General features: G+C 40.2%; 17 protein-coding genes and 5 tRNA genes. 5 read left to right on the top strand and 17 right to left on the bottom strand.

Features of this window, described 5'->3' with window-relative positions:
* Positions 1–130: 130 nt before the first annotated feature.
* The 7 genes from I6N90_RS15295 to I6N90_RS15265 all read right to left on the bottom strand — a co-directional run bounded on the left by I6N90_RS15295 (position 131) and on the right by I6N90_RS15265 (position 1,940).
* Positions 131–589 (bottom strand): hypothetical protein, encoded by a 459-nt coding sequence (locus I6N90_RS15295; protein WP_197936455.1) that lies wholly within the window; start codon positions 587–589, stop codon positions 131–133.
* A 138-nt stretch (positions 590–727) separates the two neighbouring features.
* Positions 728–812 (bottom strand) — tRNA-Leu (locus tag I6N90_RS15290).
* A gap of 56 nt (positions 813–868) precedes the next feature.
* Positions 869–944, bottom strand: a tRNA-Lys gene (locus tag I6N90_RS15285).
* A 48-nt stretch (positions 945–992) separates the two neighbouring features.
* Positions 993–1,067: transfer RNA gene (locus tag I6N90_RS15280), tRNA-Glu, on the bottom strand.
* Positions 1,068–1,259: 192 nt separating this feature from the next.
* Positions 1,260–1,350 (bottom strand) — tRNA-Ser (locus I6N90_RS15275).
* 6 nt (positions 1,351–1,356) lie between these two features.
* A tRNA-Asn gene (locus tag I6N90_RS15270) sits at positions 1,357–1,432 on the bottom strand.
* A gap of 28 nt (positions 1,433–1,460) precedes the next feature.
* Positions 1,461–1,940: a SprT family protein gene (locus tag I6N90_RS15265; RefSeq protein ID WP_197936454.1), complete on the bottom strand. Its 480-nt coding sequence runs from the start codon at positions 1,938–1,940 to the stop codon at positions 1,461–1,463.
* A gap of 104 nt (positions 1,941–2,044) precedes the next feature.
* Between I6N90_RS15265 and I6N90_RS15260 the strand changes: the two genes are divergently transcribed.
* Both I6N90_RS15260 and cmpA read left to right on the top strand, forming a co-directional pair.
* Complete coding sequence (locus I6N90_RS15260; RefSeq protein WP_197936453.1) at positions 2,045–2,407, top strand: hydrolase/acyltransferase; 363 nt, start codon at positions 2,045–2,047, stop codon at positions 2,405–2,407.
* A 121-nt stretch (positions 2,408–2,528) separates the two neighbouring features.
* The gene (cmpA, locus tag I6N90_RS15255) at positions 2,529–2,672 is read left to right on the top strand and encodes a cortex morphogenetic protein CmpA (RefSeq protein WP_197936452.1); all 144 of its coding nucleotides are present in this window, start codon (positions 2,529–2,531) and stop codon (positions 2,670–2,672) included.
* A 76-nt stretch (positions 2,673–2,748) separates the two neighbouring features.
* On the opposite strand, the gene I6N90_RS15250 is transcribed toward cmpA, so the two are convergent.
* The 5 genes from I6N90_RS15250 to I6N90_RS15230 all read right to left on the bottom strand — a co-directional run bounded on the left by I6N90_RS15250 (position 2,749) and on the right by I6N90_RS15230 (position 7,862).
* Positions 2,749–3,414: a nitroreductase family protein gene (locus tag I6N90_RS15250; protein WP_197936451.1), complete on the bottom strand. Its 666-nt coding sequence runs from the start codon at positions 3,412–3,414 to the stop codon at positions 2,749–2,751.
* 214 nt (positions 3,415–3,628) lie between these two features.
* Positions 3,629–5,893: a Tex family protein gene (locus tag I6N90_RS15245; protein ID WP_197936450.1), complete on the bottom strand. Its 2,265-nt coding sequence runs from the start codon at positions 5,891–5,893 to the stop codon at positions 3,629–3,631.
* Positions 5,894–5,978: 85 nt separating this feature from the next.
* Positions 5,979–6,623, bottom strand: a complete 645-nt coding sequence (locus I6N90_RS15240; protein WP_197936449.1) for an MBL fold metallo-hydrolase — start codon at positions 6,621–6,623, stop codon at positions 5,979–5,981.
* A 3-nt stretch (positions 6,624–6,626) separates the two neighbouring features.
* Positions 6,627–7,193 carry a thioredoxin family protein gene (locus I6N90_RS15235; RefSeq protein ID WP_197936448.1) on the bottom strand — a complete coding sequence of 189 codons (567 nt, stop codon included), beginning with the start codon at positions 7,191–7,193 and terminating at the stop codon, positions 6,627–6,629.
* Between the two features lie 54 nt (positions 7,194–7,247).
* Positions 7,248–7,862: a DedA family protein gene (locus I6N90_RS15230; protein WP_197936447.1), complete on the bottom strand. Its 615-nt coding sequence runs from the start codon at positions 7,860–7,862 to the stop codon at positions 7,248–7,250.
* A 175-nt stretch (positions 7,863–8,037) separates the two neighbouring features.
* On the opposite strand from I6N90_RS15230, the gene I6N90_RS15225 reads away from it, so the two are divergent.
* Together I6N90_RS15225 and I6N90_RS15220 are read left to right on the top strand one after the other, a co-directional pair.
* Positions 8,038–8,487: a cupredoxin domain-containing protein gene (locus I6N90_RS15225; RefSeq protein ID WP_197936446.1), complete on the top strand. Its 450-nt coding sequence runs from the start codon at positions 8,038–8,040 to the stop codon at positions 8,485–8,487.
* 74 nt (positions 8,488–8,561) lie between these two features.
* Positions 8,562–8,873, top strand: coding sequence for a dehydrogenase (locus I6N90_RS15220; protein ID WP_197936445.1), 312 nt, complete (start codon positions 8,562–8,564; stop codon positions 8,871–8,873).
* Positions 8,874–8,967: 94 nt separating this feature from the next.
* Here I6N90_RS15220 and I6N90_RS15215 read toward each other — a convergent pair whose 3' ends face one another.
* The 3 genes from I6N90_RS15215 to cls all read right to left on the bottom strand — a co-directional run bounded on the left by I6N90_RS15215 (position 8,968) and on the right by cls (position 10,901).
* Positions 8,968–9,153 (bottom strand): H-type small acid-soluble spore protein, encoded by a 186-nt coding sequence (locus I6N90_RS15215; protein WP_197936444.1) that lies wholly within the window; start codon positions 9,151–9,153, stop codon positions 8,968–8,970.
* 3 nt (positions 9,154–9,156) lie between these two features.
* Positions 9,157–9,351, bottom strand: a complete 195-nt coding sequence (locus I6N90_RS15210; protein WP_197936443.1) for a hypothetical protein — start codon at positions 9,349–9,351, stop codon at positions 9,157–9,159.
* Positions 9,352–9,455: 104 nt separating this feature from the next.
* Positions 9,456–10,901, bottom strand: coding sequence for a cardiolipin synthase (gene cls / locus I6N90_RS15205; RefSeq protein ID WP_232243047.1), 1,446 nt, complete (start codon positions 10,899–10,901; stop codon positions 9,456–9,458).
* Between the two features lie 163 nt (positions 10,902–11,064).
* Here cls and I6N90_RS15200 point away from each other — a divergent pair, with 163 nt between their 5' ends.
* Entirely contained in the window at positions 11,065–12,144 is a 1,080-nt protein-coding gene (locus I6N90_RS15200) for an acyltransferase family protein (protein ID WP_197936441.1), read from the top strand.
* 39 nt (positions 12,145–12,183) lie between these two features.
* On the opposite strand, the gene I6N90_RS15195 is transcribed toward I6N90_RS15200, so the two are convergent.
* Positions 12,184–13,215, bottom strand: coding sequence for a glycosyltransferase family 2 protein (locus tag I6N90_RS15195; RefSeq protein WP_197936440.1), 1,032 nt, complete (start codon positions 13,213–13,215; stop codon positions 12,184–12,186).
* The gene (locus tag I6N90_RS15190) at positions 13,205–14,611 is read right to left on the bottom strand and encodes an undecaprenyl-phosphate glucose phosphotransferase (protein WP_197936439.1); all 1,407 of its coding nucleotides are present in this window, start codon (positions 14,609–14,611) and stop codon (positions 13,205–13,207) included. The genes I6N90_RS15195 and I6N90_RS15190 overlap by 11 nt, the downstream gene beginning before the upstream one ends.
* Between the last annotated feature and the right edge of the window lie 193 nt (positions 14,612–14,804).

Here is a 14,804-nt window from a genome sequence, read left to right as displayed (position 1 = left end):
GTTTGTTATACAACAAAGGCACTGCTTATCGCAGTGCCTTTTCTATATGTTTCAATCTTAACTCGTTTCAATTAAATGAGTGCAGCATAAGTCAGAATAGTCTCTATCTAATTTATGATTCGATTTTATACTAATAAAACTTTTGTATTGTAATAAACTCGTCATACTTCTCTTCAGACAAAACAACCAGAGGTTGATCTTTTAATTGTTTTACTTCAACTGAAGTTAACTTATCTGTATCTATATCAGCAATAAACTTAATGGAATAAATATCTTCTTTAGTCTCATCTGTTACTGAGTCGTATATCTCCTTATTTTCTAACCGGTAAACCTTTTCATTACTATTAACTAAATATCTATCGGTAATTTCTTTCCTGAAACTTAACTTTACGTAATATTCTCCGTCGATAACCAGCTTATCCTCCACTTTAATACCGGTAAGAACAATAATACTGTGTACATTTTTATTTTGCTCAACAAGATTAATAAGAGGATTTCGGAATATAAACAATGTAAGTAACGGAACTACAAAAAGAATTATCCCCGTTTTCTTCTTAATGTTCCCCCCACCTGCCTTTAGAATTTCCATATAAAAAAAGTAAGAGTGTAAACAAAAAACCACTTCCTGCTCAGTTTTTCCTGAATAGAAAGTGGTTTCATTTATAAGAATCGTGTGTAGTAATCACACTATCTAAATTCAACTATGTAAATCTTTAAAATTTAAGAATGGTGCGGTAGACAGGATTTGAACCTGCACGTCCATTGGACACTACCCCCTCAAGATAGCGTGTCTGCCGTTCCACCACTACCGCACATTTGAAGTTGTGGTGTATCCCCCATACCAGTCGACTTCGAGGGAAGAAGAAACTGGTGAGCCATGAAGGACTCGAACCTTCGACACCCTGATTAAAAGTCAGGTGCTCTACCAACTGAGCTAATGGCTCTCATAAGCGGAATGAACTCATTTGAGCTTTTTTCCATAAGAGGATGATTGGTGACCCGTAGGGGACTCGAACCCCTGTTACCTCCGTGAAAGGGAGGTGTCTTAACCACTTGACCAACGGGCCGCACTGTTAATTTCTTACCTTCGCTTTTTAGCGACAAGAATTATTGTATCAGCTTGTCTCACAAAAAGCAACTCTTTTTTTAAATCTTTTTTAGAACTTCATCACCCTTATATTCCGCGGAATAGTTTAGGTTTTTTACAAATAAAAAAGACCGTTGCTCGGCCTCTTTACGATGAGTCCTGAGAAAAAATGTGGCGGAGAGAGAGGGATTCGAACCCTCGCACCACTTACGCAGTCTAACCCCTTAGCAGAGGGTCCCCTTGAGCCACTTGGGTATCTCTCCAAACTCTGGCTCCCCGAACAGGACTCGAACCTGTGACAACTCGATTAACAGTCGAGTGCTCTACCAACTGAGCTATCAGGGAATAGCAATTAGTGACTTTAAATAATTTATCATGACCCAGAAGAATTGTCAAGCATAAATAATAATAATTTTCCTCGGCACTTTCCACAGACGTATTTCGATGGGTCTACCTTCCTCTTACGTAAGTATTCCATCCCGCAATGCCTACATACTAACTTATACCGAAAGGCAGTTGCTTTCTTTCCAATACGCTCCGGCAATGACTTGCAATACCTTGAACCACCTACATGTGCAAGCAAAGTTTTGAAATCAGCATCTCTATGTTGGTAACCCCGCTTCATAATATGGAGATGATAATGACATAGCTCATGCTTAATAATTTTTTCTGTTTCCTCTGGTCCATATGAGTCCAATTGATGAGGGCTGATTTCTATATGATGAGTACGTGTAAAATAACGGCCTCCTGTTGCTTTTAATCTCGCATTAAAAGTGGCTTTATGTAGAAACGGCCTTCCGAACGATTCAAGCGAAACTTTTTCTACCCATTGCTGCAATACTTTATTATCCATAGCCAGTCCCTCCTAACTACTTGAATTTTAACGCTAGCATGCGCTACACTGTCAAGTAGGAATTATGAATCGTAGCAACAGATTGAAGGGAGAGCTTTACAATTATGGCTACTATGCGTTACGTACTTTTAAAAGAGCAACATTCTATCGCTTTTGTCGAAATGCCGGCTACTCACGCTTACCAGCTAAGCGCGTTAAACTTGCGTCTTCATAAAGAACTCGATAAATTAACGGCTGACAATGTACCTACTTTGCCTTATGCCGTTGCAGAATGCGACAACGTCGATCTGCATGATACCTCTATTGCTATTATTGGAGGGCTTGACTACATTAACAGTCTAGAAAAAGAGTTTTCGGATACAAAAGAAAAGTCTTACCCGCTTATTTCACTCTTAACGGAGATCCGTGCACTTCAAGCACAGTTAGAGCAATGGTATGAAGAGTATGAGGAAGAACAACAACTTTAGCACAAAGTAAGCCCGAATAAAGTTGTTCCGGCCATACATTTTATTGGACCTGCACGGTCATACGCCCTCCTCCATATGGTAGTAGAACAACAGGTTAGGCCCCGGAAGGAGGAGGTTGCGTATGCCGCAGTGGCTGTGCAATCAAATGATGCGTGCTTTTCACCAGAAGGATCGAAAGCAGATCAAACTACTTAACGATTGCTGGTACTTCTACCGCACGAAACAAAGTCCAAAGGAACAAGGTACTGAAACCGTATTTCAATAACTGTAACATTACGATAACAAACAAAAACCCGGTTCCCCTCCTAAACGAGAGAAACCGGGTTTATGATTTTATTTCGTTAAAAACGGTTGAAGAACGTAATTTCATCAACAGGCAATCGAGTCGTAGGATGACCCGGAGTCGCAGCTTTTCCGATCGGCAACAAGATCGTAGGAAGATAACGCTCAGATAAGTTAAACAATTCGATAACTTGGGCACGGTTATATCCGGCCATCGGCACTGTGTCGTAACCTTTTGAACGAGCAGCAAGCATAAGTTGCATAGATACAAGACCTGAATCAAATACAGCGATTTCCTTCAAGCGTTCTTGAGGAAGTGCGGAGTATTGCGTTGTCGTATTTGCAATCATTTTATCTTTAAGCTCTTCTGATAAATAGCCCGCTGTCGCAGCAGAAGTATATATTGTGTCAGCATGTTTATACATCTCAAGATCTGCGACAACGATAATGACCGCAGAAGAATCTGCTACTTGCTCCTGATTATAAGCGATTGGCAACAGCTTCGCTTTCAATTCAGCATCTGTAACGACAAGGAAACGCCATGGTTGCAAATTTGAAGATGACGGAGCTTTTGTTGCAATCGCTATAATTTCACGAATTTCTTCGTCAGATATAACTGCACTGTTGTCATATTTGCGTACAGAACGGCGCCCCTCGATTACGTTAATAAATGATTGATCTTTTTCCAGTTCAGCTTGCGTACTAGTATTGTTTGAATTAGTCATATTATTATTCCTCCTTAAACTTATACAGCAAGACGATACGTCCCTTTGTCATTCCAATACTAAAAGTATATTCAGATTACGAACTTTTGTCAATTAACTAACCTTTCTTCATTAACTAATATTTTCTGTATATTTTCCTCGGTTTTCACTCTCATTATTCGTTCTGTGCTATAAATAATAAAGCCCGTCCAGCGCAACATGGACGGGCTTCCAATTAATTAGGCTGCTTCATCGTAAGACTGACGCGGCCCTTCTTCAAATCAACGCTCATTACCCAAACCGTTACATTATCACCTACAGAAACAACATCCATTGGGTGTTTAACAAATTTATCACTGAGCTGAGAAATATGGACTAATCCATCATTTTTGATACCGATATCAACAAATGCACCAAAATCGATTACATTCCGAACAGTGCCTTGAAGCTCCATCCCCGCTGTCAAATCTTCGATTTTCAGTACATCCGTATGGAAGATAGGCGGCGGAAGTTCTTCACGAGGGTCTCTACCTGGCTTTAGCAAACTGTCAATAATATCCCGCAGTGTCGGAACTCCAACAGCGAGAGTGGCAGCTAAACCTTGAATGTCAACTTCGGAAAGCTTTTCTTTTACAGCCTCTGTCTCAATCGCTTTGAGCTCAAGTCCAAGCTCCTTAAAGAGCATGTCCACCACATCATAAGACTCTGGATGAATTGGAGTACGATCAAGCGGATTCACGGCCTCAGGAATACGCAGGAAGCCAATGCATTGCTCATAAGATTTAGCACCTAACCGCGGAACCTTTTGCAACTGAGTACGTTTTACAAAGCGACCGTTTTCTTCACGGTACTTTACAATATTTTTAGCTAGTGTTGCATTAACACCCGCTACATATGAAAGTAATGAAGCTGATGCTGTATTTACGTCCACACCAACATGGTTAACTGCCGATTCAACGACACCGCCCAGTGTCTCGTCCAAACGTTTTTGACTTACATCATGCTGATATTGTCCAACTCCGATTGCTTTAGGTTCGATCTTAACTAGCTCAGCCAGTGGGTCCTGTAACCTTCTTGCGATTGAAACAGCACTTCTTTCTGCAACGTCCAAACTAGGGAATTCTTCTTGTGCCAGCTTTGATGCGGAATATACACTCGCTCCAGCTTCATTTACGATTATATATTTAATCTCAGAACCAGACTTCGTCAATCCCGCTTCAACACGTTTGCCAAGTAATGTAGCAATGAATTGCTCCGTTTCCCTGGATGCAGTGCCATTGCCAATGACGATTAATTCAACCTTATACTTGTCGATTAAGCCGTTAATGAGCTTCTCTGCTTCAACTACCTTATTGTTAGGTGGAGTCGGATACGATACCGCGACCTCAAGAAGCTTGCCCGTGTCGTCAATAACTGCAAGCTTACAGCCCGTACGGAAGGCCGGATCGACTCCAAGCACGATATGCCCGCGAACAGGAGGTTGCAGTAATAGATTTCGAAGGTTCTCGGAAAATATCGTAATGGCATGTTCCTCAGCCTTTTCAGTCATTTCTCCGCGCACTTCACGTTCAATAGAAGGCGATATGAGTCGTTTATAGGAATCTTCGATTACTGACTCCAATATTTCACGTACTGACTGTGCGGTACCATTACGGAGAAGCTTACGACGGATATGCTCATGAATTCGATCGGGCGGAGTATCAAAAGAGATACGAAGCACTTCTTCACGTTCACCACGATTGATCGCCAATATCCGATGTGGTGGCAACTTACGAATTGGCTCCTGGTAGCTATAGTACATTTCGTAAACCGACTCTGCTTCCGCATTTTTAGCTTCTGTACGAAGTAATGTTTGCTCGAACGTAAATTTACGCACCCAAGCACGGATCGCAGCATCATCAGCAATATTTTCCGCAATAATATCCATAGCCCCTTGAAGAGCATCCTGCGCTGTTGCTACGCCCTTCTCTTCACTTACATAACGCACTGCTTCTGCGAGTGGATCTCCTTGGCGCGGTTGTGACCAGAGCCACTCCGCAAGGGGCTCAAGACCTCTCTCTTTGGCAACACTCGCACGTGTCTTACGTTTCTGTCTGTATGGACGGTATAGATCTTCTATCTCCTGAAGCTTAATTGCTTGCTCAATTCCTGCTCGTAGTTCATCCGTAAGTTTGCCTTGCTCGTCAATAAGACGAACAACTTCACGTTTGCGTTCCTCTAAATTGCGCATATATTGCAGCTTCTCTTCGATCGATCGCAATTCGTTCTCATCAAGTTCCCCTGTCATCTCTTTCCGATAACGGGCAATAAACGGAATCGTGTTTCCTTCATCCAGCAGTGCAACCGCTGATTTCACCTTTGAGATTGGAATGGAAAGTCCAGCAGCAATTCCAGCTATAATACGCTTGCTCTCAGCTTCCTTCTGTTCCTCTGTCAGCTTCACCTTCGCTGTTGTTTCTTCAAAAGCTGTATGAGTAGCCCCTTTTGTCGTCTCAGCCAAATGCGATGCACCGTCCTTTAATTAATTTGTATTGACGTCATAGAAGCATTCCCGTCCGTTACCAGACTTGAATGCTTCCTATTGGTTATGCCGTATATGGATTGTTAGTTTTCTCGAAGCCAATTGTCGTACGTCCACCATGACCGGAGTACACAACAACATCCGAATCTAACTTATAGAGCTTATTACGAATGGAATCGTATAAATCTCTTTCGCGACCGCCAGGCAAATCCGTTCTGCCAACAGACATTTTAAAAAGTACATCCCCCGAGAAAAGATGGTTCCCGCATAGGAAGCTTACACTACCGGGTGAGTGACCTGGAGTATGAAAAACACGGAATGTGTGGCCTATCATTTCTAACGATTGACCTTCTGCAAGTGCGAACTCAGCCGGATCGGTGGATAGCGGCGGAGTTACATCTTGCCAGCGCATTGAACCATTTTTACGTGGATCAGTTAACCAGTCTGCTTCCAAATCATGAATATATACAGGGCAACCTGCTGCTTTCCGTACTTCATCAACACCGCCCATATGATCAAAGTGAGCATGTGTAAGTAGAATGGCTTCAATTGTTGTGTCTGCAATTCGCTCTAACAGTCTCTTTGGGTTCATCCCAGGATCAATAATGATTCCACGCTCTTGCTCACCATCTTTAATTGTAAGAAGATAAGCATTTGTTTGAAGAGGTCCTAGTGAAAACGTCTCAACTTTAAATTGTGCAACTGACATGAATTATAACGACTCCAATACTACGCGCAACTCATTGACGATGTCTGCTTGGTAGCCAGTCCCTTCGCCATAACGACGCATGATCTCTTGGCGTGTAACTGCCAAATTATCCTGATAGTCAGCAGCTTCGCGATCCGGATTAGCGGTTTTGAATGCGATCATTGGCTCTTGTACATACTTCGATCTTGGTCCCCATTGTCCAAGGACAGCTCCACCAGTATCTGCGAAAATTACGATCGGAATAGCACGACCACCCATCGTTAAATACTGATCCATCGTCTCCATATGCTCTTCAATGATAAGCACTTCTGTCGGAATTCCGCTATTTTCTAGAGCTTTAAATATAACAGGTACATTGCGTGCTACATCTCCACACCATTCAGCCATAAGAATGAGACAACGAAGATCGTCACGATTATTAAGTGATTCAAAATATTGCTGATCTTCTTCAGAAGGCCAGCTGAATTTCTCCATCCACTCTACAAATATTTCTTTATTTTTGTTCATACCATCAACGAATTGTTTCGGGCTAATGCCCTTGCCAAGTTTGTCAGCTACACTTTTACTCATATGTATCCCTCTTTTCAATAAGTTTGGTTTCTTCGCCCATAAACATCCATTCCATTATACTTTAAACTTTTTAGCTCTGCGAATATAAAGCACGACTACAACAACGCAGGCAATCGCGATTAACGCGTATACAATGTTAGAGTAAATATCCATAAAATCAACGATTTTGGTCCAGTTATCGCCGACCGCTACTCCAATTGAAACTAATAAAATGTTCCAAATAAGTGTCCCGATTGTTGTAAAAAATAAAAATGGTACAAACTTCATGCCTGACATTCCAGCTGGAAGAGAGATAAGACTACGAATAAGTGGAACCATACGACAGAGCAATACTGCCCAATATCCATACTTATCAAACCAAGCATCTGCTCTACGAATATCTTCCTTTTTCACCCGAAGAATACGTCCATAACGATCAATTATTTTCTCTAATCTCTCAACGCCAAGTAATTGACCGACAAAATACAATATAATGGCGCCAATCAATGATCCAACAGTTGCAACCGAAATAACGCCAACAGGTGTAAGATCAGTAGAGGTCGTCATGAAGCCACCTAATGTCAATATAACCTCGGAAGGAATAGGTGGGAATAAATTTTCGAGTGCTATTAAAAGCAAAATACCAAAATAACCGTATTGTTCCATAATTCCTGTAATCCAGCTTTCCATATGTTTCCTCCATCCAATATGTGCGATTTGCAAGAAGCCGCATAATCGCCTTTATTATCTTAACATACAGCTAGGACAACCTTCCACTAGTCGATGAAAGTCAAGCAGTAGTCATCGAAAGACAAGCCCTCGCATAGACTATCCACAAGAATCCGGAACAGGGAGGTGTTTGACGATGTTCAAAGCATTTGTAGTCAAAAAAAGAATGATCCAGCTCTTACTTGTGACATTTGCACTAGTCATCGCAGCGGGTGTTTTCATCAAATGGAATGGAGCTCGTACCGTTAGCAGTGAGCCAACTGAGACCCGCGTCTTCGAGCTAGTTACAGGTGAATTTAAGTCGAAGACCGAAGATGGAAGAGAAATTGAGTCCTACGTCTGGTCTCCCGGTACAATTGTTGTGAATAAAGGCGAACGGACTGAACTTCGTATATCCGGAGTAAATGGAATTAGCCATCCATTCGTCATTAAAGAGCTAGGTATTGAAGGCGAAGTCATTAAAGGGAAAACAACTAAAATAACGTTCACACCCCAGGAAGAAGGTATATTTCCTATCCTATGCTTGACCCATACCGATATGCACAGTGGTGGACCAATGGTAGGTTATATCGTAGTTGAAGATTAAACAGCCCTGTATTTAGGCCAGTGACCTTCTCTACTCATTCCGCATACTTATGGGATAGAGAGGAGGCGGTAACGATGAAGCCTAGTGCCCAGAAACATACAACAGATCTGCCTTCAGCTCGCAAAATTCGCCGATCCTGCAGTAACGAGTTATATCGAACTGTGAAGCGTTTGAAGTTGTGGGTTTCCAAGGAAAAGATGGACCAAGCCGAGACACTATACTTTAGAAAAGTGGTCACTAACATGCAATGGATCGTAGACAATAAAAGCAACCGGAGAGCACAAGCTGAGTGGTGGAACGAAAATGTTAGTGCGGAAATAGCCGAGCTATGGGAGGTTGACCGTATCCGCTTATGTGAAGCATTCCGCGAAGCATATGGCGGATAGAGGAATACACAAAAAGAGCCCATAAGTTTACCGCTGTTAGCGGCTCCCTTGGGCTCTTTAATTGTTAGCTTTTTCTTAGATAGTTAATACAGCGTTATTCCTTAGCTTCCTTCAGGCGATCAACAGAAACAGTCTTCGTATTTACAGGATTATTACCTACTGTAACAGTCGCCATTCCATTAGCCTCATCAACATTTTCGATCCAGACAGAATCACCTTCCAAATGAACAGCAAATGTATCTTTAGATTCATAAATTTGTTTGGCACGTGTCGTTTCCATTTCTTATTCCCCTTCCTGCTTCTCTTCCATCGTATCCGTTGTTGATTCTGCTATTAATCCATTATGCAAAGTCACATTACCGCCACCAAGTCCCTCATTGACCATGCGATCAATATCCATATCAAATTCATCTCGGCCTTCGTTATGCGGCTCAGCTTCAGCCTTCTGTAATTGTTCTGAAAGGTTCTGATCACTCATTAGGCTATAGCCTCCTTATGTTCATATGATTGGATCTTACTGAAAAAATATGCCCAATACGAGATAAAAACATGCATTTCCTATTAGAGAAGGCTTCCTAATTGCTACAGCAAAGGTGATAACATATGCATCAATTCTTCAGCTACCTTTTGCTTACGCGAACGCTCTTTGAATACTTCAAGTTCAATGCGTTCACTATGTGCAAGATCCTGCAAAAAATCCAACTCCAGCTTTCGAATAGGATGCTCATCAAACAATATGGCAAGCAGCTCATAATTGCTGAATAAACTTCTCATATCTAGATTAGCTGTTCCAACCGTTGCTAACATGGAATCGACCAATAACACTTTAGCGTGTATAAAACCTTTTTGATAGCGGTATATACGTACTCCAGACTCAAGCATGTCCTGAACATACGAGAGTGTGGCAAGAAGTATGAGCTTAGAATCGGAAATACCCGGAATAATAAGCTTAACATCGATCCCGCTTCTCGCTGCTGTGCGAAGACTAGCAGCCAAACTAGGATCAGGGATAAAGTATGGCGTTGTCGCGTATATTCTTGTTTTGGCTGCTGCCATCGCTGAAAGGAGTACTTCTACTATTTTCTGATCATTAATGCCGGGCTTACCCGGAACGATAAGAACTCTTTCATCTCCATGACAATTATTTTTCGGGAAATAATGTTCATCCACGGGTAATTGTTCTTTCGTCACGAAAAGCCAATCTTCGATAAACAATTGTTGAAGATGAAATACCGCATCTCCTTTTACCTGTATATGAGTGTCTCGCCAAAAACCAAGCTTCTTATTAAGCCCTACATACTCATCGCCAATATTAATTCCACCTAAAAAAGCTACCTCCCCATCTACAACAACTATTTTACGATGATTACGAAAGTTAATGGTTCGGTTAAAGATTGCTCTTCGCGGAGGTGAAAAGCAGCACGTCTGTACTCCCACTTTATGTAATCGATCAAGATACTGCTCATCCAAACTTAAACTGCCTACACCATCATAGATTACGCGTATAATAACTCCTTCACGTGCTTTCTTAATTAGAACCTGTAGAAACCTCTCTCCGATCCCATCGTTCCGAATTGTGTAATAGTCCATATGAATATGATGCTTAGCTTTATTTAACTCATCTAAGATGGACTTGAACGTTTTCTCCCCATCAGTTAGCACCTTTGTTCGATTCTGACCAGTAATGGGAAACGGGGTAAGTTCATCGAGTAAAGCAAAAAGGCGATTCTGCGATTTAAGGCTTTCATTATTCATTTGGTTTAGATCATCTATAATTAAAGATTCGTGTATTGTATATTTTTGTTGATTCAAACGGTCTAGCTTCGTCCCATATTGCTTATTTAATTGTTGATTCATTCTTCTGCCAGCAATCAAATATGCAGCAATGCCGATGAATGGACAGACAATCGATATGAATAGCCATGCCATCATATGAGCTTGACGTCTATGTTCAAGCAATAAAATCGCAACCAACTGTGCGACATATGCTACTAATAGAACGATTACGCAGATAAGCCATGCATTCATCAATACACCTCTTTCCTCCTGCATGTCAAACCCGGCCAAGATTAAGTTAGTTTGAGCCGGGGGAGTGAAGTGTATACTTGGGTGGGGGCAATAGAAGTTAAGAGCAGAGCATGTAAACAACTTATGTATAGAAAAAAAATCTGCAATAAACTACAATATAACAATGAAAACTCAAACGAATGATACATTAACTGGTTTACGTGGTTTATTAGCAATATCTGTTGTCATTTATCACATTTATGGATCAGCTGTAATTGAGGGCTATATCGAAGAGTGGCCAAAAGGCTTTTGGAATACGATCGTTCATGCTTTAGGGCCCGTGTCTGTTCAGCTATTTTTTGTTATTAGCGGATATTTGATTATTCGAAGTATTTCAGAGAGAAGGAACATTGGAAAATTTTTTACTAATCGGATTCTTAGAATTTACCCTGTGTTTCTCACCATTCATTTATTGGTGTTTGCTATAGGACCATTCATCGGATACAAGTGGATGACTGACATTAGCTTATCTTCCTACATAGTGAATTTCTTTTCAAATCTCTTTTTACTACCAGGATTGTTTCCATTGCCAATTGCACAGATCGTAGCATGGTCATTAAGTTATGAAATTGCCTTTTATTTGGTTTCAGGCATCATTTTTCTCGCATATCGTTCAACAAGAATTCCGACGTTTTTGAAGTACACTTGCTTAACTTTAATTGCTTTAAGTTGCATAACTATTTTCTATCTCCGTCCGGACTCTTTATTTTTCCTAGTTGGGGTTATGTTGTACTTAAGTGAGAAAAAGCTAACTTCGTGGAATAAGCCATTTAAAGTTTTTTTCTTAAACGGGATACTATTGCTTCTAGCACTTTTTTTAACTTATAGCGAAGAAAAAACATTTATTCTATTAGCAATGTTGCTTAGTTATTTATTTTTTGTCCCAATCTTGTTCCAACAAGGGCTTTTGTCAATGATACTACGTACCCCTCCTATGCTTTATTTAGGGAAAATTAGTTACAGTCTTTATATGTGGCATACGATGGTGATGTTCGCTTTAAAGATTGTAATGCCAAAGATTAGTGTATACGTTCCTCACCCAACGATCTTGCTGCTTGTTTATGGTGCTCTAACGATTTTGTTGTCTATAATAACTTCTCATTTATCCTATAACATTATAGAAGATCGATTGACACAATGGATTAAGCAACGACTACTCAAAAGATCTTTTTCCAGCAAATCATCCACTACTCTTCAAACATAACAAAAAGCTATCCTAACATATACGTTGGGATAGCTTTTTTCATTGGTTAAGCGTAGTAGGTGCGGGAGGAGTTTCTACCGTTCCACCTTTTCTGTCTAATTGCCCCCATATGAGTGGGTGCATACTTATCCGCTTTATAAAAAACTTAGGGAGACTCTTATGATACATCCCTAATTTGAAGCCTATCAGTTTCGCTGCTGATTCCACAATCAAATGAGGAACCAAGTACCAACTTCCACTTGCCGTAAGGCCTTTCACCTGAGAGCGAACAAGCTTAGAACCTGCTCCACCAACAGCGCTGTATGGCGTTATTAAAGGATTTAGACGCATTGAGACACCATTATCAAAAAAACGTTTAAATTGTTGCTTTATCGAATAGTTATGGGAATGAGCTACCTCTGCTTCCGCACAATAAGCTACCTTATATCCGTTTAATATGCATTTAGCAGCCATAAATAAATCTTCATTAAAAATAACTGGTTCTTGAAACTGCCCCATCTCATCAAATGTTTCTCGCTTAATAGCTGAGCATACATTGGAACAGAAAAAAGTTTTTATTCCTAGACTATCCAATTGGTCGATGGATTGAATATGTGACTTTGAAGGATAGTTACTCTCTCGTGCTAATCTTTCTGGCAAGGAAGCATCATGTCTTGGTAATTGACGAGCATAAGACAGTGCAATTTTATTGTCCTCAAACATCTCACCATCAAGAACGCTAATTTTGTTCTGATTAACAAGTGGTTTAATCAAATACTCTATCAGCCTATTATCATGAGGCATTGCATCCTGAGTCATAAATACTAAAATATTACCTGTAGCTAGCGTAGCTGCTTGATTACGTGTACCACCATGATCGAACTCGCTTCGTTTAACTTGTAGTAAACGAACACCTGCTTCTCTTGCAAGTTCGCAAGTTCCATCAGTCGATTCTGAATCAATCACAATTATCTCATGTGGCAGATGTGTTTGTTCTTGCAGTTTTACTAATAGTTGCTCAAACTCTAATCCTGCATTTAAGGTAGGAATAATAACGGATACTTGGGCTGACAATTGGTCATTAGTATGCATTCTTGTTCATCAGACCCTTCACAATCGTCTTGCAAATAATTTTCAAATCAAATATAAATGTCCAGTTCTCAATATAAAAAATATCATGCATGATCCTATCCTGTATCGAGGTATCGCCTCTCAAACCATTTGCTTGCGCCCAACCTGTAATACCAGGACGAATTTGATGTTTAATCATATATTTCGGAATTTCTCCCTTAAATTGATGAACAAAAAACGGTCGCTCTGGACGTGGTCCAACAACGCTCATATGCCCAAAGAGGACATTAAAAAATTGTGGTAATTCATCCATACTTGTGCGACGTAAAAAAGTGCCAAATCTCGTGCGTCTAGGATCATTTTCCACCGTCCATTGTGTATCAGCTACATTACTATTCGTAACTTTCATGGATCGGAACTTATACATATTAAATGACTTACGGTCTAGTCCCATACGTTCCTGCTTAAATAATACTGGTCCTGGTGAGGTGATCTTTATGCCAATAAACGCTACCAACATAAACGGTGATGTTAGAATAATAGCCGCAATTGAGAAAACAAGATCGAAACATCGTTTCATAAATCGATTACTCATTTCATCGAGCGGTACATCTCGAACGTTTATGAGAGGAATACCTGCGAAATTGTCGATAAGAGGACGTGCAGGTAATAAATCAAAGAAGTCTGGAATGATTAATGTTTTTACACCAGCCTGCTCACATGTTTCGATAATTTGTGAGTACTTCTGATGGGCGTCAAGTGGAAGTGCAACGATGACTTCATCTACTGTGCCTGATGCAAGTATTTCTTGAAGATCGTCTAGCTTACCGATGATTGGTTTCATTTGTCTATGCTCTATTAGATGAACTTTTTGATAATCATCCAAAAATCCTATAGTTTCATAGCCAAGCTCGGGATGCTGCTGTAAATTGTTATAGAAACTACGTCCTACTGAACCAGCACCGACAATTAATACAAACCGTTTATTAAATCCACGACGGCGGAAATTAGATAACACACTCTTTACTATGTAACGATATAGAGAAATAGAAACAAAGTTTAAAAGTATGAAAATAACAAGAAATTGCCTTGAAATATTAGACTCGTTACTGAAGTAAAATATGCCTAACAAACCAAGGAAACTAATCATTTGAATCTGAAGAATTTTCAAAATATCATATGAGAAGTTTTTATGTCGTTTAGGCGAATAAAACTGTAAGTAGAAACCATATAAAACAGCTGAAAAAGAATATACCGTTCCCCACATTAAATATGTGGAAAAAGGAACCGACTTAGCATGTACAAGCCAGCCACTATCGAATTTAATCCAATATGCTATAAGAAAGACTAGTAGTGTACAAACTAAATCGGCAATCATATAAAGTTGTGACAGGAAACGCTGATTTTGTCGAAGCATAGGGCCGATCTCACTCACATTCTATTAAATTTCGACGCTAGCAACATTGTATCAAACTCGGTCTTTATTTAAAACCAATTTTTATTTCATAGTTACACTCGACTTGATGAATAAAAAAGATATCACATTATCAAGTGTATAAAATGTCAACCAATTTATTACACAATTACAAGCATGATTGTATCAATGACCT

This window comes from Paenibacillus sp. GSMTC-2017, assembly GCF_016019935.1.
Taxonomy (GTDB): domain Bacteria; phylum Bacillota; class Bacilli; order Paenibacillales; family Paenibacillaceae; genus Pristimantibacillus.
This window is presented reverse-complemented; position numbering and strand designations above follow the sequence as displayed.

Bases quoted from the DNA above. Each gene is read 5' to 3' on its own strand.
- I6N90_RS15200 (WP_197936441.1), top strand. From the start codon at position 11,065: ATGAAAACTCAAACGAATGATACATTAACTGGTTTACGTGGTTTATTA.
- I6N90_RS15225 (WP_197936446.1), top strand. From the start codon at position 8,038: ATGTTCAAAGCATTTGTAGTCAAAAAAAGAATGATCCAGCTCTTACTT.
- I6N90_RS15265 (WP_197936454.1), bottom strand. From the start codon at position 1,940: ATGGATAATAAAGTATTGCAGCAATGGGTAGAAAAAGTTTCGCTTGAA.
- I6N90_RS15215 (WP_197936444.1), bottom strand. From the start codon at position 9,153: ATGGAAACGACACGTGCCAAACAAATTTATGAATCTAAAGATACATTT.
- I6N90_RS15250 (WP_197936451.1), bottom strand. From the start codon at position 3,414: ATGACTAATTCAAACAATACTAGTACGCAAGCTGAACTGGAAAAAGAT.
- I6N90_RS15190 (WP_197936439.1), bottom strand. From the start codon at position 14,611: ATGCTTCGACAAAATCAGCGTTTCCTGTCACAACTTTATATGATTGCC.
- I6N90_RS15235 (WP_197936448.1), bottom strand. From the start codon at position 7,193: ATGAGTAAAAGTGTAGCTGACAAACTTGGCAAGGGCATTAGCCCGAAA.
- I6N90_RS15230 (WP_197936447.1), bottom strand. From the start codon at position 7,862: ATGGAAAGCTGGATTACAGGAATTATGGAACAATACGGTTATTTTGGT.
- I6N90_RS15260 (WP_197936453.1), top strand. From the start codon at position 2,045: ATGGCTACTATGCGTTACGTACTTTTAAAAGAGCAACATTCTATCGCT.
- I6N90_RS15220 (WP_197936445.1), top strand. From the start codon at position 8,562: ATGAAGCCTAGTGCCCAGAAACATACAACAGATCTGCCTTCAGCTCGC.
- I6N90_RS15195 (WP_197936440.1), bottom strand. From the start codon at position 13,215: ATGCATACTAATGACCAATTGTCAGCCCAAGTATCCGTTATTATTCCT.
- I6N90_RS15295 (WP_197936455.1), bottom strand. From the start codon at position 589: ATGGAAATTCTAAAGGCAGGTGGGGGGAACATTAAGAAGAAAACGGGG.
- I6N90_RS15210 (WP_197936443.1), bottom strand. From the start codon at position 9,351: ATGAGTGATCAGAACCTTTCAGAACAATTACAGAAGGCTGAAGCTGAG.
- I6N90_RS15240 (WP_197936449.1), bottom strand. From the start codon at position 6,623: ATGTCAGTTGCACAATTTAAAGTTGAGACGTTTTCACTAGGACCTCTT.
- cmpA (WP_197936452.1), top strand. From the start codon at position 2,529: ATGCCGCAGTGGCTGTGCAATCAAATGATGCGTGCTTTTCACCAGAAG.
- cls (WP_232243047.1), bottom strand. From the start codon at position 10,901: ATGAATGCATGGCTTATCTGCGTAATCGTTCTATTAGTAGCATATGTC.